This window comes from Fulvitalea axinellae, from assembly GCF_036492835.1.
Classification (GTDB): domain Bacteria; phylum Bacteroidota; class Bacteroidia; order Cytophagales; family Cyclobacteriaceae; genus Fulvitalea; species Fulvitalea axinellae.
Genome location: NZ_AP025314.1, coordinates 1,096,174 through 1,115,960 on the forward strand (window position 1 = coordinate 1,096,174; position 19,787 = coordinate 1,115,960).

Genomic DNA, 19,787 nt, shown 5'->3' on the forward strand with positions numbered 1-19,787 from the left:
AGCGTGAATAGAGTCGGATTGGCGTTTTTGTCAGATTTCTACGAGTAACAATGAGCTATTCTCGCTTTACACTCACCGGGCTGACATAGCGGGGGTTTTTCATATGAATGAGGTATACTTGAGCCAGAGAATTATTTGATAACCACAGCTCGGTTTCCTTTCAGTGCGCTTTTTTAGGCAAAGGATTCGGGGTGTAAAAGAAAATGATTATGAGGTTTTTTGAGATGAAAACATGGTTGTCGTTAGTGTTGTCGTTTTTTGTTTTTGCGTGTGACAGTTCCGAAGAGGAGGAAATGTCGCCGGAAGAAACAACGGTAGAAACAGGAGCTTTGGCCACGGAAATAATCAGTAAAGTGGATCTGGCTATGCCGGCTACTTTGGTGATCAATCAGGGGGAGAAGCAGGAGGTGAGGTTTGAGGGAGACGCCGAAATTGTATCCAAGATAAAAAGGGAAGTGAAAGACGGCTTGTGGGAGATAAAGTTGGAGCCGGGGAAGCATGAGTACAAAGAGCTCAAGATTTTCTTGACGATTGGGCGCCTGGAAGCCGTGAAACTCAGCGCGGCCGCCAGTGTCAGTGTGGAGGATTTTACGGGCGAAGGTGTGTTGGCCGTGGGAATGACGGGAGTGGGCAATATCGATTTCGGAACGTTGAAAGGTTATGACGAGATAAAGACATCGGTCTCTTCCACGGGGAAAGTGGAGTTCAAAAAAGCCGGATCGGCGGTACGGTTGCTTACAGCTGACATGTCGGGAGTCAGTAAGCTGTACGCACTGAATTTGGTTGCCGAAAAATGCGTGGTCAAAGTGAAAGGTTTGGGCGAAGTGAAGCTAAATGTATCGGAAACTCTTGATGCGGAGATTGGCGATTTGGGGAAAGTGTATTACAAGGGGACTCCCGCCATTACCAAGAAAGTGTCGGGCAACGGAGTGTTGTCAGCGATCTAGGCTGGGGGACGGTTTTCGGAAAATGATTTGACTAGGGCGTCTTTACGGCGCCCTATGTTTGTTTACGGGTTCTTTTAATCCGAAAAAGCTCTATTTTTGTCTTCGCCCTCCGGGCAAATTTGATTCTAAAGAAGACAAATCACCCCATTCCGAATATGAAAGTCTGCATTGCCGAGAAACCGTCCGTAGCCCGGGAAATAGCCACAATTTTGGGAGCCGACCGACGTCATGACGGATACTTCGAAGGGAACGGCTATCAGGTCACTTGGACCTTCGGCCACTTGTGTACCCTGAAGGAACCCCGTGACTACGTGCCGGAATTCGGAAGGTGGAGTTTGCAGACTTTGCCGATTATCCCGCCCCGTTTCGGGGTAAAAGTAATGGACGATGACGGCGTGCAGAAACAGTTCCGGACCATAGCCCACCTGATGGGCAAAGCCGAGGAAATCATCAACTGCGGTGACGCCGGCCAAGAGGGGGAGCTGATCCAGCGCTGGGTAATGCTCAAAGCCAAGGTGAAATGTCCGGTCAAGCGCCTTTGGATTTCGTCTTTGACCAAAGAGGCGATCTTGGAAGGGTTTAAGAATTTGCGCCCGCAGGAAGAGTTTGACCGCCTGTACGCGGCCGGAAGCTCGCGCGCTATGGGCGATTGGCTTTTGGGGATTAACGCCACCCGCGCTTATACGCTCAAGTATGGCGGGGGAAAAGGGACTCTCTCCATCGGCAGGGTGCAGACGCCTACGCTGGCATTGATCGCCAACCGGCAAAAGGAGATCGACAACTTTAAGCCGGAGCCTTATTGGGAATTGAAAACTGTTTACCGAAACGTGCGCTTCGCCGCGCGGTCCGGAAAGTTTACGGATAAGGAAAAAGCCAAGCAGGCGCTGGAAAAGATAAACCCCGCCGATTTTCAGATCGATAGTTTCGAAAAGAAAGCCGGTAAAGAGTTGCCGCCGAACCTGTTCGATTTGACTGCCCTGCAGGTGGAGTGTAACAAGAAGTTCGGTTTTTCCGCAGATCAGACACTTAAGCTTGTGCAAGGGCTTTACGAGAGGAAACTCGTCACGTACCCGAGGGTCGATACTGTTTATTTGCCTAATGATATTTATCCGAAAGTACCCGGAATCCTGAAGTCCATGGCCAATTATTCGGCCCTGACGGAGAAGCTTTTTAACGGAAAGCCTTTGCGCAAATCGGCCAAGGTTTTTAACGATAAAAAGGTGACGGATCACCACGCGATCATCCCCACCAACGTAACGGCCAACCACTTGGGCGCAGAGGATTTTAAGGTGTACGAGACTATAGCCAAGCGCTTTGTGGCCGTATTTTATCCGGACTGTAAAGTGTCGAAAACCAAGGTGGACGGCAACGCCGCGCAGGTGCCGTTTCGCGCCACGGGCAAGCAGATAGTGGAGCCTGGCTGGCGTGAAGTGTACGGCAATGACAAACCCGCCGAAGAGAAGCCGACGGGTGAAGACGAAGGCCAGGTGATGCCCGAATTCCGACAAGGGGAAAAAGGTCCTCACGCGCCGGATTTGGCGGAGAAAATGACCAAACCGCCCAAGTATTATACCGAGGCGACCTTGCTCCGTGCGATGGAAACGGCCGGTAAGTTGGTGGAGGACGATACCCTCCGCGAGGCGATGAAGGAGAACGGCATCGGGCGGCCGTCTACCCGTGCGAATATTATCGAGACGCTGTTTCGCCGTAAATATATTATCAAGCAGAAAAAAAGGCTGGAAGCTACCGAGACGGGCATGCGCTTGGTCGATACTATCCATAACGACCTGCTGAAGTCCGCAGAGTTAACGGGGCAGTGGGAGCACAAGCTTAGGCTGATCGAGAAAGGGGAGTACGATGTGAAAACCTTTATTCAGGAGATGCGGGACCTTACGGGTCAAGTGGTGCGCGAAGCCAAGGCCGGCGTGGCCTTTACCATAGTGAGCGAAGAGGCCGGGAAAAAGAAAAAAGCCAGAGCTACGGCCAAAAAAACTCCCGACGAAACGCAATGTCCGAAATGTAAACAAGGCAAATTGCTCAAAGGCAAGAGCGCCTACGGGTGCGCCCGCTGGAAAGATGGTTGCGATTTTAAACTGCCGTTTGTGGTGGCGGGCAAAAAACTCAGCGATAGCCAAGTGAACGATCTGGTAAGCAAAGGCAAAACCCGTTTGCTCAAGGGCTTGGACCTTGGCGGAAGAAAAGCGGACGGCTTCCTGACGCTGGACGCCAGCGGTAACGTGGGCGTGGAGGAAAAAGCCCCCGAAAAGACAGCCTGCCCCGCTTGTGGAGGCGAAACCCTCAAAGGCAAAAACGCTTACGGATGCGCCAACTGGAAGCAAGGTTGTAAATTCCGACTGCCTTTTGAACTCTACGGCAAGAAGCTGACCGACAGGCAAATTCAGGACCTGTTGACCAAAGGCAAAACAGGTCTGATTAAAGGATTTGTGGAAGACGGCGTAAAATTCGGAGCCAAGCTTTCCTTTAATTCCGAAGGCGTGTTGAAGGTGGAACGGGAAGGGTGATTTTTGGACGTGTTGATTGAAGAGTGTAATTATATGGAGCAATTTTTTGTAATACTGATTTTGGTTTTTTTAGGGTACCGTTATTCCAAGAGAAACGATTTGGGTTTGGATAAACACTTCGAAAAATATCATTTTGAGATATTGAGGGTGAGGAGTATGAGAACCGAAGATATAACCAGAGTTTTTGACGGAGCCTGATCCGTAACGGTTCCCTTTGTACTCATAAACAATAGGCCGGCGGAATATAAAGTCAATTACAAGGAAATTGCGTTTAGAAATAATTTCGGGAACGAGTATAAAGTATACGCCCGTATTGAAGATCATTTTTTGTGGTCGAAGAAGATAACCTTTGATACGGACCTGTCAGAATATCATAATAAGTGAGGGAATTGGGTTTGCCGGTTTATTTTTCAGCTTTAGGATATGTCTATTATGATCAAACAGGAATCAGAACTTCTAATCTTAGTCGAAGAGGTTGAGGAATGCCTGCTGTCAGGAGCTTCTAAAAGTGATATTTATGCCAAGATAGGGAAGAGTATTGAGAGGCGTCAGTTGGAAGAGACCATAGAGCTTGTAGAGAACAAGATTGTGGATCGCTATAGCCCCTTGGTGATTAAGATGATTGAACGAGGGGCTACAAAAAAACAAGTCGGTGAACTTTTAGGAAAAGAATTAAGAGGAGACATTTTTTCCCGTTGTCTCAAATATTCTTTACGGCAATATGAAGAGACAGTAAGGACAAAGGTAGTTGCGGAAATCAGGGCTTTGGACGAGATACCGGCTTTGGTGGATAAATACACAAACGATTTTATAGAACGCAAGAAAGTCGAAGAATGGGTACGTACTCATTGCGTTGGAGTTCAGACCAGGCAGAAAAAGGAAAAGAAAAATATGCTTATTCGTGGTCTGGCCGGAATCGTTGTGGCAGTTGTGGGGTTGATATTATATTTAAAAATATACCATGATTTGACATTTGAGGTGCTTCCCGTCTTGGGAGTTATTTTTATGCAAGGGTTTGCGGGTGTTCTTAGGTCTATGTTTGTTCATGTAGTGTCTGATGATTTTGTCAATTACGGAAGCACTTCGAGTGAATAGAGGTGTGGTGCTTCCTACATTGAGCGGTCTTTGGTATTGACTTAAGAACTAATATTTTTTTGCTCAACTCAATTTTTAGTTATACCTTGATCTAGGGTCTCTGCCGAGTGTGGATGTAAAGAGGCGAACAGATTTTTTAATACCGGCAGGTACTGCATTTTGTTTGGTTATCTCTTTTTAAACGTAAATCCATCAGCCGATGAAAACCTCGTTCTATTTTTGTGTTGCCCTTCTGTTTTTCGCATGCCAACCCCGTACAAAAGATAATAAAACGGTGGAGGCAAGCGTCGATTCTTTAGCTTCGAAATTAACGATTGATCCTGCTCTGTCAGCGGAAGAGCAAACGGCTATTATGCCTCTTCCGGATACGATGTTGTATATGGATGAGTCGGTATTTGGAGAACATATTCCGCTTAAAGGCGAGAATAAGGAAATCAACAACTTTTTTAAAGTAAGCGGAACGCAACTGATAGCGAAAGACAGTTTGTTGTTAATGAAGAACAGGAGTAACGAAGGTTTTTTCGCTATATACCGTCTTCCGGAGTTTGAGCTGCTAAGCCAGTTTGGAAAGCTGGGACGCGGGCCCGGCGAGTTTTCGTTTCCGGCTGTGGGGCCATCCGAAGACGAAAACCGGTTGGCTTATATTATGGCCACTTCCAACAGTGAACTATATTCACTTGACAGGAATCTGGAATTAAAGAAAATGAATATTCCCTTTCCCAAAAAGTTTAAGAAATTCAGTGATGACAAACAGATTCATGGAGTGTCAGACAGGGAATTTTATTATGTGGAATCGACAAAAAACGGAAAGGGGTTATTCCATTTTAAGTTAGAAAACGATTCGGCTAAAAACCGCTTGTTGCATTCCCTTTCTTATATGAAAAACAGAAAGGGCTGGGCGAATTATATCGGTGACTTTGGCGCCAATGTGGCTAAGAAAAGGGCGGTTTACGCTTATAAATATTCTAAGAGAGTGGTCTTTTTTGATTTGGAAAACGGAACAAAAAGGACTCTGGTGTTTAAAAACAACGACGAGCCGAAAAAGAAAGGGACCAATTTATTAGGCCCGTCCAACGTGACTCATTACTGGGGGATTTCTGCGCAGAAAGAATACGTTTACTTATGCTATTCGGGACGTACACCGATACAGGTAGGGAATGAGAATGATAAAACGGGGGGATATATTTTTGTGGAACAATATGATTGGAACGGTAATCCGATCCGTAAATTCCGATTGGACAGATGGGGGTATCTTTGCGTGGATAATAAGGAAGAAAAGATTATCCTTGTTTCGTATGTTGAAGAACATCCGTTTTTCGTCTATAACATTCCGAAGTTAGGTAAAGAAAAGGAGGCTTTGTAAAAGTCCGTTATTTCTATTTATATAGATTTTGTCCTGTCGGCAAGCGTTTTAAGCCTGTGCAGGTAGATCAAGCTCGGTCCTTATTTTTGGTGGTGTTTGGTTGTGCGTGCGCCCTTTTTGGAAAGCCAAAACCTTACGTAATTAAAAATTCACAGACTGTCTCTAATTCGTGAACGTGGCCACCGTGTTTTTCGTTAATAAACACGAAACTGGATTTTTAACCTTAAACCCACGCAAATATGGCCATGGCTCTTCGATTGACAATCGGTTTTTTAGTTTGTGTATTTGTTGTCAGAGGGTTGGATTGGATGGTGGGGGGATTGATGGAATACCCTTGGCATACGGCGCTATTTACCGCGGCGGTGACCTCGGTGGTTATCTGGAGGCAACTCCAGAACCAGCTGGCGTAAAGCCTCCTTTATAGTATTGGAACGGCCCGTGGCGTTTTCCCTGAAAAGGGAGCGTGTCACGGGCCGTTTTTTTGGTTTTAAGGGCCTTTACTTGTTTGTGTGATTTTAGAGCCTTGTGAAGGGATTCTTTTTGGGAAAGAAAAGTTGATTGATCATAGAAAAGCCATACTTTAGGTTGTTGATACTTTTGAATTGATTTTAAGAATAAGCGTTTTTTTGATAAGGATTTAATGGGAAGTAGTTTAAGGATATCGCTGGTTCATTATAAATCGCCGGAACTGGGAAGTTCTTGGGGACATTTTTTTCAAAATGATCAAGATATTAGAATCATAGAGGGAAATATTTTAGAGGTGGAAGCTGATGCTTTGGTCAGCCCTGGTAATTCGTTTGGCTTTATGGATGGTGGATTAGACCTGCTGATTTCCCAAAAGTATGGTTGGCAAGTTGAGTCTGAGCTTAAACGCCATATTGCGCTATCTGAGCTTGGTGAATTGTTGGTAGGACAAGCATTGAGCGTTGAATCGGGTTCTAAAATTGTTATATGTGCTCCAACTATGCGTGTGCCTACTAGTGAAGGGATTCCGGAATCTGTAAATGCGTACTTGGCTATGAAAGCTATCCTTATTGAAGGATTGAAAAATAAGAAGATTGATTCCATAGCCATTCCTGGTCTCTGCACAGGGACTGGAAGAATGTCTCCGTATAATTCCGCTTTACAGATGAAGGTAGCATATGATGAGATAGTCAATGGGATAAAACCTGAGTTTCCAATGTTTATGGATGCGGTGAAGCATCATAATCATTTAAAGAGAACAAGGAGGTCGAATTTGTCATAATTAAAAGATTTAATTCTTGAAAACACGTGAGTAAGCGCAACACTTTCGGATCAATTCTTTAGAAATGCTTTCGATGAAGTTATTTGGAGGTGGAGTATTATGGGAGACTTATTTTTTGCATAAAAGTCCTCTAAGTAGAGGTGGTGGGGTATTCGAATCGTGTGAAAAGATCCAGGATTTTACCGAGATGTAATGAAATAGACAGAGTTATCCCGTACTTGCGAGGTTGTAGTCGTGTAATTTTTCAAATGTTTGCGGAAATATGGGGTTCCTTTTCTGGGAGAGAGGCTTGCCTTTATGCCGACGATGATATTCGCCTATGCTTACCACTCGTTTTTGCCGGGTAAGAGTGGCTTTTTTCTCTTCGTCCAGTTTTTCCATAAGTAATTCGGCCAATTCGTTCATCTGTAGAAAATGCCAAGGCTTGTCTTTGCGTTTAAACAGAGAACGGCTACGGGGGTAGAGAATATTCATCAAAAAATGGATGGGTTCGCTTCGATGCCGAAAATACTCGTTTAGGTCTGATCGCCAAGCGATATGTGTACGGGGGAGTTTTCGGAATTGAAACCATCTAGAGCGTAAATCCTTGAACCATTGGCTGTGCTCACCATTTCGGAAATGACCTCCCCATCGTTTTCGGGCTTGACTTAGACGATTGGCTGTTATGGCGTTGTATTCGCCGTGGAGGCTGTTGCGCTCTAGCTCCCGGCTTACAGTTGAGGGCGAACGATGCAAGGCTTCCGCTATTTTGCGTATAGAATGCCCGTGTCCTTTGAGGATCATTAAAAACTCCCTTTCACGATATGTTAATTGGCTGTAGCCCATTGCAGCTACATTTGCAAAGATCTTGCTGACTATAAATGGGGATGCTGATGGAAGTTTTGTGTTGGAGCAGTCAATGTGTAAGAGATAGTGTGCTTTTGTACTTCACTAGTCATATTACTTTTTGGGTGCGGACATGCTTGGAATTTATAATATATCTTTTGTTTCGGTACTATTAACCGGGCTTTTGCCTTGATTCCATGCATTTGTCAAAGAGTGACTCCTTTTTTTAGGGCTCCGGTTTTAGGTATTCTCTTTAGGGGCTCACCGTTTACTTTGCTTTGGGTGGAGAATGTCTTTGCAGTTCCGTTTCCCTATAGTCTTTAGGCAGTAGGCCCACGTTCTTTTTGAAAAAAACGTGTAAAGTATGACGGGTCGTCATAGCCAAGTTGGAACGCTATCTCGTTGATGTTTAGCGCGGTCTGTTTCAGAAGGATCTTGGCGCTTATGATCAGGGCCTTTGTTATCCATTCCCTCGCCGTCTAGCTGGTTAGCTGTTTTACGATTTTGTTGAGGTGGTTTGGCGATATGTGCAGTTTGTCGACTATTTTTTTCCTTTATATGCGGGTGTGAGGCTTTACGGAAAGAAATTACGGTGTTGTATTTTTTTTATAATACATCTATTCATTTCGATGCGATTAACCAGTCTTCTACCCTGATTCCATGTGTTTTGTAGCGGGAGTGCCTCGATTGCTTGCTTTATGACATCGTGCCTGCGATGCGACGGGGCTTTTTTTAAAAAAAGAAGATATGCAATGAAAAACGTTGAATGGAAGTGGTTGTTCGTGTTAAGTCTTGCCGGCCGAAGTGGTTGGCGGTACGCTAGGCTTTTGGTCCTGTTTTCTGTTTTTAGTTTCGGTTCGCTTAGGGCTGTGGCTGACGATTCGGGAAAGGGAGAGAGAACCGGTAAGAAAGGTTCCGACCGTAGCCGGCCTAATGTTATTTATATTTTGGCTGATGATTTGGGGTATGGCGATGTGGGCTGTTTGAATCCCGAAGGTAAGATTGCCACACCGTATATTGACCGTTTCGCTTCGCAGGGCATGACATTTACGGACGCTCATTCGGGGTCGTCTGTTTGTACTCCTACTCGCTATGGCGTTATGACGGGGCGCTATGCTTGGCGTACTCGCTTACAGCATGGTGTGATCCGCTTTGGTGATCCGCTAATTGAAAACGACAGGATGACTGTGGCGAGTCTTTTTAAGGAGAACGGTTATCATACGCAGGGTATTGGCAAGTGGCATGTGGGGCAGAAATATGAATGGCCGTCATCGGAGCCTGATCAGCCCAAAACTATTGTGCGTTCGGATTATGAAAAGCTTCCCCCGGGAACCAAATTGCTTGAGGGGCCTGCGGATAGGGGTTTTGACTCTTATTTTTGGTTTCTGATTTACATAATCCCCAATGACCGGCGAGAGTGGGCGACAATTCATGACGATGTGGTAAAGGAGACTTTGAGTCAAGAGGCTCTGTTGCCGGAGCTTACGCGTCGGGGAGTGGAGCATATCCATAAAAGAGCCGACGTTTATAAAAATGACGGAACTCCCTTTTTTATGTATTGGGCGCCTCCGGTACCCCATACACCGATAGCCCCTTCCGGTAAGTGGGTGGGGAGCAGTGAGATCAACAATTCCTATGCGGACTACGTCCAACAGTTTGATTGGTCTGTAGGGCGGTTGTTTCAGGCTTTGGATGATGCGGGTATAGCCGATAATACCCTTGTGGTTCTTACCAGCGACAATGGCTGTACGCCCGGTTTGGGTATTTTTGAGAGTCTTCGCAAAAAGGGGCACGCGGCTAGTGGAATCTACCGTGGCGCAAAGGCCGACATTTGGGACGGAGGACATAGGGTACCGTTCTTTGCTCGTTGGCCAAAGCGTATAGAGGCTGGTTCTAAGAATGAAGGATTAGTTTGCTTAACTGATTTCATGGCCACAGCAGCGGATCTTTTGCGAACGGACCTACCGGAAAACACTGGAGAGGATAGCTTCAGCATGTTGCCTACATTGTTAGGCAAGAAGAAAAAAACTCGAAAATCAGTGGTGCATCATTCGATTGAAGGCCGTTTCGCAATACGTGAAGGAAAGTGGAAGTTGATCTTTTGCCCGGGTTCGGGAGGTTGGGCTTACCCAAAGGACGGCAAGGCCAGGGAGCTGGGGTGGCCCGAAGTTCAGTTGTATGATATGGAGAAAGATCCGCAAGAGGCTACGAACGTTCAGGCTCAATACCCGGCTGTTGTGAAGAGGTTGACGAAACTGATGAAAGAAGTAATTGCGGACGGAAAGAGCAGGCCAAAAGCAAAAGGAGAAAATGAGGTGCCTATTGTGTTGTACAAAAAGTGATTTAACCGAAAAGAAGGGCGTATGTTCTTTGTCTGCTTTATGTCAGATGGTCATGGTTTAAATAAATTTTAAAGCCCCATAACCTATATGGGAATATGGCCTTTTTTGAGAGAGTAAATAACCTTGTTAGCTCTCTGACAAGACCGAATAATTCGACCAGTTTAAATATTTTCAGTAAAGGAGTCAACTACGGGAGACTCCTTTTTTGTTTTTAATACTCCAGTTTTAGATATTCTCTTTAGGGTCTCACCGTTTACTTTACTTTGGGCGGAGATTGTCTTTGCAGTTCCGTTTCCCTATAGTCTTTAGGCAGTAGACCCACGTTCTTTTTGAAAAAACGGGTAAAGTATGACGGGTCGTCATAGCCGAGCTGGAACGCTATCTCGTTGATGTTTAGTGCGGTCTGTTTCAGAAGGATCTTGGCGCTTATGATCAGGGCCTTTGTTATCCAGTCCCTCGCCGTCTCGCCCGTTAGCTGTTTTACGCTTTTGTTGAGGTGGTTTGGCGATACGTGCAGTTTGTCGGCGTAAAATTTTACGGAGCGCTCTTCGGAAATATGCCTGAAGATGGCGCTTTTGAAGTTGTTCATCAATTCCTCCTGTCTGGAAAAATTGCAGAGTTCGAATTGTTCCGGCAAAGAGCCGTTCACCTCGAACAGCAACGCGAACAGATACGCCTGTATTTTGTCCACGTTGTGCGTGCCGTGGTATTCCGTATGCATCCTTTCGAGCACCCTCAGTACGGCCCCCAGCGTATCGTGGTCCAGGTTTAGGGGGCGGTGGTGCATATAGAGGTTTAGTCGCTCGAAGCGCTTGGTCATTTGCTGGAATTGCTTGGCAATATTGGCTACAAACGGCGACTGCGCAAGGAATTCGTAACTGAAGTGGCAATAAAAGCCTTGGGCGTCATGGGATATATCGAGCAGGGAGGTGGATTGGTCCTCTTGCCAAAGGTGTACCTGCCCCTTGCCGATCGTCACCTCGTTGAGATTGCATTTTACTGTGACCTCGCCCTCGGTAATACAATGGAGTTGCGCAACCGACCTGAGATAAGGTGGAATAGGAGTTTTGATGATGTCCTTATATTCGACCACTTTGGCAATCAAAAAGTTGTCGGGATTTCCTTTCCGAAGATACTCCCGTTGGGGTCCTTCTTTGAAATACGCTCTGAAAAACTCGTCTAGCGAATACTTATGGGGGGGCGGTCCCTTTATCATACTCTTGGTGCTTATTGTTCATAAAGTCCCAAACATAATACGTAATGGCCTAAACTCAGAACTCAGGATTGTTTTGTCCTATCACCCGATTACTTTAAGCCTATTCCGTTATCGGGGCCCTAAAGCTTATCAGTTCTTCCGGTTTTGTACGTAATCCGTATTTATTGCCTTTAAAAAAGACGCGATCTTGTTTTTGGTGATGCTTGTTGTCTTTTTTTGATTGAAAAGTGATGTGATTGGCTGGTTCCGTTCGATTGACCTGTGAATGGCGTGTTCTATCTTTGCACCAGTAAAACCAACCTACTGTTTTGATGAAAAAAATCCTGCGCACTTTTAAATGGGCCTTGGTGTCTTTCCTGTTTTTTTCCTGCGACGCTTGCCAGGATCCGGATCCCAACCCTAAGCCCGAACCGGGCGACGAAAAGAAAATCGTGATCACCACTATAGCCACGCCTACGGACCAAACCTTACGTAGTATTCACTTTTTGGATGAGAATATTGGCTACGCCGCCGGCGGGGACGAGGATATAGTGTCCGATTCCACCAGAGGCGTGATTCTGAAAACCGTAGACGGAGGCGAGACCTGGGCGAAGGTTTTTGAGAGAAAATACCGTATCAATGACAAAGACGACCGTGGCGTCGAGCTTAAGGGCGGCGGTTTCGAAATGACCAGCGTGTTTGCGAAATCGGCAAATGAGGTGTTCGCCACTTCGTTCCTGGGACGGATCCACACCAGCAAGGACGGGGGCGAGACCTGGTCTATGCAATATTCGGTGGAAGGTGATGACGTGGTGAATTTTTACGGGCGTTACAACGTTTTGGAAGATATTACCTTCTTTGACGACAACTTTGGTGTGGTGGTAGGCAAAAGGGGGAACTACCTGGGCCTGGATCCGGATACGGGCTTTTCCGCCTTCACAATGGACGGCGGCGATGTTTGGATCGACATTCTTGATGGCGACCCCGCCGAATGGCGCCGGGCGTCCACCAATACGATAAACCAGCAGGAGGTGGCGATGCGGAACAATCCGTTGACTTCCGCCAAACGCTATGGCGAGAAAATGCTTTTCCTGACGGGCGGATTAACGAATAAAGGCACCCTGACCACCTGCGATGAATACACTATCGAATCCCAAACGAACAAGTGGGAAGTGATGACGCCCAAGCAAGACCAGTCGAACGCACCAAAGTTTGTCGATTCGGCGATAGACGGCGATTTTATCGTGGTGGTAGGCAACAACGGTCTCCGGAGCCCGACGACCGAAAAAGGGGCGATGTTCTCTTCGACCACGGGCAAAGACTGGCAACCGGTACCGTACGGCGGTGATAATAAGCTGACGGCGGTAGACGTAAAAGGCCAGACGATGGTGATTGTGGGCATCAACAAGGGATCGAATACGGAAGGTCCTGAATTTGTGTCGTTGTCATTCGATCGTGGCGCGACTTGGACACGGATAGAGCACGACCATAATACGGCCGATTGGAAAGATGTCTATATGCTTTCGGAAAAGAAAATGTTTATGGTCGGGGCCGAAGGTTTGATTATGAAGCTGGAGGTAAAGGAGTAGCGCCGGCCCGACAAAAGAAAATAGGTGATTCGTTTCTTTAGTGGTATTGCTGAGAATGTGAAAGAGCAACACTTCCGGATGGGCTACTGTCTTAGTGGCCTATTTGGGGTGTTGTTTTTCGTTTTCGTGATACTCATAAGTATGCACCCTGACATAATTACAGTATTAAGAATGCGAAATCCCGAGGTCACTGATATTTTGCGCTTTTAATTCCAATGATGTCGCTTATGGTCAGTTTGTTAGCGCCTAAATAAAATTTCAATACCAGACAATATATACGAGGATTCGGAGTTTTTTGAGAGAGTGAAACGGTAACCTGCTAGGGTTGCATAGGACTAAGCTCGTGTTTTATTTTGGTTTGCGATATAAGGGAGCGGCTTGCTGGCGCTCCCTTTTTCGTATGTTGCCGGGTGTCAGGGAGTTGCTAGAGTATGATTATCTAAATGTACTTTTGTTTTTATGTCAAAATATAAAGTATTGGAGACGATTTTTTTCATGTTATAAAAAATGTAAACAGATAGAATCTTCATTTTTGGTATTATTTAGTTTTTATTTAATTCTTTTTGATGAAAAAAAATAAATATCGGATTCCGGTCATACTAACAGAAAAGTCATTCGCATATATTTTCATCAGAGAAAACGCCCGACCTTTTAAATGACACGCCGATAGGAGAAACATCGGGTGTGGCCGTGATAAAACGGTGGAGTCGGGTGGGGAAGCGGGCAGTTGAAAACGCCGTACAAGCCTTTCCCAACTCTGCGAATGTGCCCGTCGGCTATTGGTATAACGAGTCGTGACGATTCCTTTTTTTGAAGCGGGCCATCGAGTTTTTATGTTATCAGAATATCCTTGCGTTTCCCTTTTTGCGGAAACGAATCGACTGTTTTCGGTTCATGTATCCGGCAGGCGCCGGCCGGGTAAGCTGTGTTCCGTTGAATTATTCCTTGTTGTTTATTGGATTTGGTATTGGTAGTCACCGTGAATTATGCGGAGAGCGGGATTGCTGTGCCCAAAATGTACATGTCCGGTTCCGTGCTTTGCGGATTTGCCACTGCCGTCCGATTTGTAATTTGACTGTTTACGTTTTTTCCGGGCGCTCTACCGTCCGGACGCTTATTAGAAAACAACCATATGAAAAAGCTAATATTTACCCCGATTACCGTTTTCGCATTGTTAGTCTTTCTGGCGTCTTGCTCGCAGGAGGAGAATGACATACAGGTTGTTCCTGAAACAAAGAAAGAGGAGCTGAAATCCGAAGCTTTGGTGAAGGACTTTATCGAGATTTATAAGAAAGAGTCAAACCGCTCGATAATTTTGAACAGTCTGAAAGGGCAGGACCTACCGGTGGCGCTGGATGCCGTGATGCCTGAGTTCGAGAAAAATTCGGCTGGCACCGAGGCTTTGGCAGGTTTGAAAGAATATCAAAAAGAGATCCGTTCGACCCAAGTTGCTGGAGAAGCGCTTCAGGCGTCTGAGATCTGGATGCTGAACAAGGACAAGGATTTCGCTTATGACGAAGTGCTGTTCGCCAAGGCTCCCGAGACGAAAGACGAAGAGGATATGGAGACCGTTACCGTCTATAATATCAAAGGGGAGGCTGTAGAGTTAAACGCCAACGAACGCCCTGATCTTCCGATTATTATGATCGAAGACAACGGCTATGAGGCGCTTAAGCTCCGCGCTTCAGCAATGAACGAAATGCTGGCCGAAAGCAACCTGAACACCGTAGGGTCGAACTTGGCTTTGCGTACGGCTTCCGAAGACAAAAAACCGATAGAGGTGACGCGTCTGACTTCGATCAACCTGAAAGACGACAAAGAACCTTGGTTCTTGGGCTCTGCCGAAATTTACGCCGTGGTATCCGGTACCCGCAACGAGAAAAACGAGCCTCAGGTACAGGTAATCGCCATGACATACCTTGACAAGTCGGGTATTACGTACCGTCCGAACCAGATTATGGTGTATTGGGAAGATTATTCTCTGCAAGCCGTTAATATCCAGCTTTTCGAACAGGATTCAAGAACGAGCTACAAAGGGTTGGTGACCAATATTTCGGGAGAAGTGACCAAACTTACGAGCGATTTGGCCAAGATGCCCGAACTGACCGCTTTGGGAACTATTGCGTCGGCGATTATCAGCGCTATGCCTGACAAGTGGTTTACTAACGATGATGACGAGGTTGATTATTTTTACGCTCTGAAGAAGCAGGATTATAAAGACTTCGGTGGCGCGGCGGGTAACGCCACGGCCACGTTCGAATTGGACGTGATCGAGCATAACTGATCGAATGACTCGCTTTGGTGCGAGATGAACTAAAAAAAGCCGTTCCGCATAATGCGGAACGGCTTTTTGCTTATTATTTGAATAATTTTTTTTCCTTCCGGAATCAGTCTTCTTTTACTTCTACACGGATCGAAAGTTCTTCCAGCTGAGTATTGTCCACGGCCGAAGGAGCGTCGATCATAACGTCGCGGCCCGAGTTGTTTTTCGGGAATGCGATGTAGTCGCGGATAGAGTCCGAACCGCCGAAGAGCGAGCAGATACGGTCGAAACCGAAGGCGATACCGCCGTGCGGTGGCGCTCCGTATTCGAAGGCTTCCATCAGGAACCCGAACTGCGCTTTGGCTTCCTCTTCGCTGAATCCGAGGTGTTTGAACATCAGTTGCTGCATCTCGCGGTCGTGGATACGGATAGATCCGCCCCCAATCTCTACACCGTTGATTACCAAATCGTAGGCGTTGGCGCGTACTGCTCCCGGATCGGTGTCCAGCATCGGCATGTCTTCAACCTTCGGCGAGGTGAACGGGTGGTGCATGGCGTGGTAGCGCTGGCTTTCCTCGTCCCATTCCAACAGCGGGAAGTTCATTACCCACAGCGGCTTGAAGGTGTTCGGGTCGCGGAGGCCGAGATCCGATCCCATCTTCAGGCGGAGTTCGCAGAGTTGCTTGCGCACGGTGTCGGTATGGCCCGACATCACGAGGAGCAAATCGCCGGCTTTGGCTCCGAATTTCTCGGCCCAAGCCTTGAGGTCCTCTTGCGAGAAGAATTTGTCTATAGACGATTTGAAGCTTCCGTCTTCGTTACACTTCACGTGTACCAAGCCTTTGGCTCCGATCTGTGGCGTCTGCATGAATTTGGTCAGGGCGTCGAGTTGCTTGCGGGTGTAGTTGCCGCATCCGTCCACCTTGATACCCACGATCAGCTCGGCGCTGTCGAAGATTTTGAAGTCTTTGCCTTTGGCCAAATCATTGATTTCCACGAAAGGCATTCCGAAGCGGAGGTCCGGTTTGTCCGAGCCGTAGAATTTCATGGCGTCGGCGTACTCCATACGCTCGAAGTCTTCGGTAAGTTCCACGCCCCTGACGGTCTTGAACAGGTGCTTGGTCATTCCTTCGAAAGTGTTGAGGATATCCTCTTGCTCCACGAAGGACATTTCGCAGTCAATTTGCGTAAACTCAGGCTGGCGGTCGGCGCGCAGGTCCTCGTCGCGGAAACATTTCACGATTTGGAAGTAGCGGTCGAAACCGGAAACCATCAACAACTGCTTAAAAGTCTGTGGCGACTGCGGGAGGGCGTAGAATTCGCCTTTGTTGGTACGCGAAGGAACTACGAAGTCGCGGGCGCCTTCCGGAGTCGATTTGATCAGTACCGGAGTCTCCACTTCCATAAACTCTTTGGCGTCGAGGAAGCGACGCGTTTCCTGCATCATGCGGTGGCGGAGGGCCAGCTTTTCGCGCTGGTTTTCGCGACGCAAGTCCAGGTAGCGGTATTTCATTCTCAGGTCGTCGCCGCCGTCGGTGTCGTTTTCGATCATAAACGGCGGAAGCTTCGACGCGTTCAGGACGTTGAGGCTGTCGACCATGATCTCGATCTCGCCTGTAGGGATCTTGTCGTTGACGGAGTAGCGCTTGAGCACAGTGCCCTGCGCCTGTACCACGAATTCGCGGCCGAGTTCGCGGGCTTTGGCCACGACCTGCGGGTCGGATTTGCTTTCGTCAAACATCAGCTGCGTCACGCCATAGCGGTCGCGGAGGTCTACCCAGATCATGCCGCCCTTGTCGCGGATTCTCTGTACCCAACCGCTGAGCGTTACGCGCTCGTTCTCGTTAGCGATGCGGAGCTCGCCGCAAGTATGTGTCCTGTACATTTCTATCTGTATTGTGATATTTGAGGGGATTCGGCGCGCTTTGGGCGTCGCTTTCGGCCCGTATTTTCAGTCAATTACCGTGTTCCGGGCCTACTGTGGGCGTCTGCGCCGGAAGGAGTTCAAATTTAAAGAATATTTCGTGAAAGGCCGATGGCATTCTGATTATTTCAACACAAAGGATCGGGGCTTGAGTATTCGGCAAATAAGCGGGGAAATCGCATGTAATCCGCCCCGTATAGACGATCATTTGAAGTTTATCGTTAATTTTGCGGGATATGGATTTGCGAAAATCCGGGCCGAACGTACGGTCCGTTCATGGCAAGGAACCATTTAGCGTAAAGAAATGATTGAGCAAAAGATAGAAGAACTTAGAGAAAACGGTTATACGTTTGATTTCATGGGATTTTTGCGTGAAGGATTCGGCTTGTTTAAGGCGTATTTCTTCGGCTTTATATCGTTTACGGCTTTGGCTATGCTGATTTTCAGCTTTATAGCGATGACCGGCGCTCTCCCGTTGATTTATTTGGCGCAAATATTCGTGATGCCTTTGTTGGTGGGCGGAATTGTTATAGTCTGCGAAAAAATCAGGAAAGGGCAAGAAATACCGATGTACGGTGATTTTTTCGGCGTTCGGAGGTTCGCCGGACGACTGATCTCGCTGTCGTTGGTGGAAATGCTGATTACCTTTGTGGCCGGATTGCCGGCTTTGCTTTACGCCTCATCTTTGGCGGCTACCAAGCTGGGCCCTGTGACTCCGGAGCAGATTACGCCGGAGCTAATCGAGAAAATGCAGGATATTCTGGTCAGTTTTTCTCCGCAGGAATACGGGATTATGCTGGCCTTGGCCTTGCCGGTAGTCTACCTTACGGTGGCGTATATGCTGGCCCAGATTTTTGTGGTGGTAGACGGTAAAGGCGTTGTGGAATCGCTGAAATTGAGCCGTCGTTTGGTGCACCGCGATTGGTTTTCGTTCCTTGGTTTGGCCATTATTTTCCAGGCTACGATCTGGATAAGCTCGGCGACTATTCCGTTGCTGACGCTGTTTTTTATCCCGATGGCGGCTTGTGTTAGCTACGCTATCTATATGCGCCTTTTGCACGAGGAAGAGGAGAAAAAGGAAAAAGTTTCCGGGTATTGATTGGGTGAAAAACATTGGGCGTGGCAGTAATAGTGGTCACGCTGTTTTTCTTTTTTTGGAAAAAAAATGGGCCTCGTCAGAGGTTTTGTTTTAGGCGGTTCCGAAGCGTATAGCGTCTTTTGGGCTTCTGTCGCTTAGGTTGTACTATTCAGAGTGTCGCTTTCGTTTCGAGTTTAGTTTTTTATATAGATCGAGAATCGCTTCTCATTAAGTTTGCATACTGATTCATTCCGAAGATATGGGTTTGCTTGTAGCGTTGAAGTTCGTTTTTCTGATTTTTGCCGTGTTGTCAGGGTTTACGCTTTTGGCGGGGCTGTACAGGCCGTGGTGGGCGCTTTGGTTTATGGATTATATGAATAGGCTGTTGGTGATAAAAATCTACGGAGTGGCCGTTTTGATCTTTGCCGGACTATATTTCGGGTTGTCCGAAATCTTGCGGATTTTTTTCGAAATTTAAGAAAGCACGCAACCATATCTGTTGTTTTAGTATCAGGTCAGGTAAAATAGGAATACTTCTTATTGATTTGATCATAAAACAATACGACTATGAAAAGTGACTTTACTTTCCGGTTATTACATTTTTCCTTTCTATTACTTTCCGTCACATTTATAACAGTAAGTTCTGTTGATGCACAGATCGTAATTAAGGATGAGACTATACGCATTGGTGATTGGTTAATCATTAACGATTGGGACGGTGTGGTGGTAGCGCACGAAAAACCCGCTGATCGTCATAGGTTCAGTCCATACCTCGATTTGGGAATTAACAATTGGGTGACTCCCAGTTCTCAGAGTGATGTTCCGAATGTCAAGGGCTGGGGGTCTTGGTACGTAGGACTTGGCGTCAGTAAAGTGTTTGCGGTCAATAAACATATAAGATTCAACACTGGGGTGGGTTTCAGCTGGTATAATTTCAAATTTAAAGAAGACGACTACCGTTTAGTGAACTTGGGCGATAAGGCGGGCTTTGAGAAGGAAACCGATCCGAATATCAAGTCACTGAAGAGCAAGCTGACCATTTCGTATTTGGACGCTAAGCTTATCCCGACATTAAATTTCCCGAAAAGCGGATTTAGCTTTGGCGTGGGTATGTACGGTGGCATAAAGCTTACCAATTACACCAAAATCAAATACAAGGAAGACGGCGACAAAGACAAGGATAAAGACTTTGACCGCAATCATGTGAACAATTTCCGCTACGGTCTGCGTGGTGAGTTGACTTTCGGGCACCGGGTGAAGCTTTTCGGTACGTATGACCTAAATAGGGTATTTCCGGCGGGCGAAGGCCCTAAGTTGCATCCGTTTGTGTTTGGTGTGACTGTTTTCAGCGCTAACTGATCTTTTTTTCAATAATTTTTATTTCCATATGCAACTATT

The 19,787-nt window shown here is 46.8% G+C and carries 14 protein-coding genes and 1 pseudogene; 11 read left to right on the top strand and 4 right to left on the bottom strand.

Annotated elements, in window-relative coordinates; translation table 11 throughout:
• Positions 1-209 precede the first annotated feature (209 nt).
• The 5 genes from AABK39_RS04500 (at position 210) to AABK39_RS04520 (ending at position 7,173) form a co-directional block, all read left to right on the top strand.
• Positions 210-947: a GIN domain-containing protein gene (locus AABK39_RS04500; RefSeq protein ID WP_338393720.1), complete on the top strand. Its 738-nt coding sequence runs from the start codon at positions 210-212 to the stop codon at positions 945-947.
• Positions 948-1,102: 155 nt separating this feature from the next.
• On the top strand, positions 1,103-3,469 hold the full coding sequence (locus tag AABK39_RS04505; RefSeq protein WP_338393721.1) for a type IA DNA topoisomerase: 2,367 nt from the start codon (positions 1,103-1,105) through the stop codon (positions 3,467-3,469).
• Between the two features lie 432 nt (positions 3,470-3,901).
• The gene (locus AABK39_RS04510; RefSeq protein WP_338393722.1) at positions 3,902-4,564 is read left to right on the top strand and encodes a hypothetical protein; all 663 of its coding nucleotides are present in this window, start codon (positions 3,902-3,904) and stop codon (positions 4,562-4,564) included.
• A 199-nt stretch (positions 4,565-4,763) separates the two neighbouring features.
• Positions 4,764-5,927, top strand: a complete 1,164-nt coding sequence (locus AABK39_RS04515; RefSeq protein ID WP_338393723.1) for a BF3164 family lipoprotein — start codon at positions 4,764-4,766, stop codon at positions 5,925-5,927.
• A gap of 640 nt (positions 5,928-6,567) precedes the next feature.
• A complete protein-coding gene (locus AABK39_RS04520) occupies positions 6,568-7,173 on the top strand; it encodes a macro domain-containing protein (protein ID WP_338393724.1) in 606 nt (201 codons plus the stop codon).
• Between the two features lie 207 nt (positions 7,174-7,380).
• Here the strand turns inward: AABK39_RS04520 and AABK39_RS04525 are convergent, their stop codons facing one another.
• Together AABK39_RS04525 and AABK39_RS27700 are read right to left on the bottom strand one after the other, a co-directional pair.
• Positions 7,381-7,998 (bottom strand): helix-turn-helix domain-containing protein, encoded by a 618-nt coding sequence (locus AABK39_RS04525; RefSeq protein ID WP_338393725.1) that lies wholly within the window; start codon positions 7,996-7,998, stop codon positions 7,381-7,383.
• A 320-nt stretch (positions 7,999-8,318) separates the two neighbouring features.
• Positions 8,319-8,465 (bottom strand): annotated as a pseudogene (locus tag AABK39_RS27700) (helix-turn-helix domain-containing protein); the annotation flags it as partial.
• A 285-nt stretch (positions 8,466-8,750) separates the two neighbouring features.
• Between AABK39_RS27700 and AABK39_RS04530 the strand changes: the two are divergent.
• On the top strand, positions 8,751-10,340 hold the full coding sequence (locus AABK39_RS04530; RefSeq protein ID WP_338393726.1) for a sulfatase family protein: 1,590 nt from the start codon (positions 8,751-8,753) through the stop codon (positions 10,338-10,340).
• A gap of 253 nt (positions 10,341-10,593) precedes the next feature.
• Here AABK39_RS04530 and AABK39_RS04535 read toward each other — a convergent pair whose 3' ends face one another.
• Positions 10,594-11,556, bottom strand: coding sequence for a helix-turn-helix domain-containing protein (locus AABK39_RS04535; RefSeq protein ID WP_338393727.1), 963 nt, complete (start codon positions 11,554-11,556; stop codon positions 10,594-10,596).
• 311 nt (positions 11,557-11,867) lie between these two features.
• Here AABK39_RS04535 and AABK39_RS04540 point away from each other — a divergent pair, with 311 nt between their 5' ends.
• Together AABK39_RS04540 and AABK39_RS04545 are read left to right on the top strand one after the other, a co-directional pair.
• Positions 11,868-13,124: a beta propeller repeat protein gene (locus AABK39_RS04540; RefSeq protein WP_338393728.1), complete on the top strand. Its 1,257-nt coding sequence runs from the start codon at positions 11,868-11,870 to the stop codon at positions 13,122-13,124.
• Between the two features lie 1,132 nt (positions 13,125-14,256).
• On the top strand, positions 14,257-15,408 hold the full coding sequence (locus tag AABK39_RS04545; RefSeq protein WP_338393729.1) for a DUF3103 family protein: 1,152 nt from the start codon (positions 14,257-14,259) through the stop codon (positions 15,406-15,408).
• Positions 15,409-15,511: 103 nt separating this feature from the next.
• Here the strand turns inward: AABK39_RS04545 and aspS are convergent, their stop codons facing one another.
• Complete coding sequence (aspS, locus tag AABK39_RS04550; RefSeq protein WP_338393730.1) at positions 15,512-17,272, bottom strand: aspartate--tRNA ligase; 1,761 nt, start codon at positions 17,270-17,272, stop codon at positions 15,512-15,514.
• Positions 17,273-17,615: 343 nt separating this feature from the next.
• Between aspS and AABK39_RS04555 the strand changes: the two genes are divergently transcribed.
• The 3 genes from AABK39_RS04555 (at position 17,616) to AABK39_RS04565 (ending at position 19,748) form a co-directional block, all read left to right on the top strand.
• Entirely contained in the window at positions 17,616-18,410 is a 795-nt protein-coding gene (locus tag AABK39_RS04555; RefSeq protein ID WP_338393731.1) for a hypothetical protein, read from the top strand.
• 238 nt (positions 18,411-18,648) lie between these two features.
• Entirely contained in the window at positions 18,649-18,867 is a 219-nt protein-coding gene (locus AABK39_RS04560) for a hypothetical protein (RefSeq protein WP_338393732.1), read from the top strand.
• 89 nt (positions 18,868-18,956) lie between these two features.
• On the top strand, positions 18,957-19,748 hold the full coding sequence (locus AABK39_RS04565; RefSeq protein WP_338393733.1) for an outer membrane beta-barrel protein: 792 nt from the start codon (positions 18,957-18,959) through the stop codon (positions 19,746-19,748).
• The last annotated feature ends 39 nt before the right edge of the window (positions 19,749-19,787 follow it).

Bases quoted from the DNA above. Each gene is read 5' to 3' on its own strand.
- AABK39_RS04500 (WP_338393720.1), top strand. From the start codon at position 210: ATGAGGTTTTTTGAGATGAAAACATGGTTGTCGTTAGTGTTGTCGTTT.
- AABK39_RS04505 (WP_338393721.1), top strand. From the start codon at position 1,103: ATGAAAGTCTGCATTGCCGAGAAACCGTCCGTAGCCCGGGAAATAGCC.
- AABK39_RS04510 (WP_338393722.1), top strand. From the start codon at position 3,902: ATGATCAAACAGGAATCAGAACTTCTAATCTTAGTCGAAGAGGTTGAG.
- AABK39_RS04515 (WP_338393723.1), top strand. From the start codon at position 4,764: ATGAAAACCTCGTTCTATTTTTGTGTTGCCCTTCTGTTTTTCGCATGC.
- AABK39_RS04520 (WP_338393724.1), top strand. From the start codon at position 6,568: ATGGGAAGTAGTTTAAGGATATCGCTGGTTCATTATAAATCGCCGGAA.
- AABK39_RS04525 (WP_338393725.1), bottom strand. From the start codon at position 7,998: ATGGGCTACAGCCAATTAACATATCGTGAAAGGGAGTTTTTAATGATC.
- AABK39_RS04530 (WP_338393726.1), top strand. From the start codon at position 8,751: ATGAAAAACGTTGAATGGAAGTGGTTGTTCGTGTTAAGTCTTGCCGGC.
- AABK39_RS04535 (WP_338393727.1), bottom strand. From the start codon at position 11,556: ATGATAAAGGGACCGCCCCCCCATAAGTATTCGCTAGACGAGTTTTTC.
- AABK39_RS04540 (WP_338393728.1), top strand. From the start codon at position 11,868: ATGAAAAAAATCCTGCGCACTTTTAAATGGGCCTTGGTGTCTTTCCTG.
- AABK39_RS04545 (WP_338393729.1), top strand. From the start codon at position 14,257: ATGAAAAAGCTAATATTTACCCCGATTACCGTTTTCGCATTGTTAGTC.
- aspS (WP_338393730.1), bottom strand. From the start codon at position 17,272: ATGTACAGGACACATACTTGCGGCGAGCTCCGCATCGCTAACGAGAAC.
- AABK39_RS04555 (WP_338393731.1), top strand. From the start codon at position 17,616: ATGATTGAGCAAAAGATAGAAGAACTTAGAGAAAACGGTTATACGTTT.
- AABK39_RS04560 (WP_338393732.1), top strand. From the start codon at position 18,649: ATGGGTTTGCTTGTAGCGTTGAAGTTCGTTTTTCTGATTTTTGCCGTG.
- AABK39_RS04565 (WP_338393733.1), top strand. From the start codon at position 18,957: ATGAAAAGTGACTTTACTTTCCGGTTATTACATTTTTCCTTTCTATTA.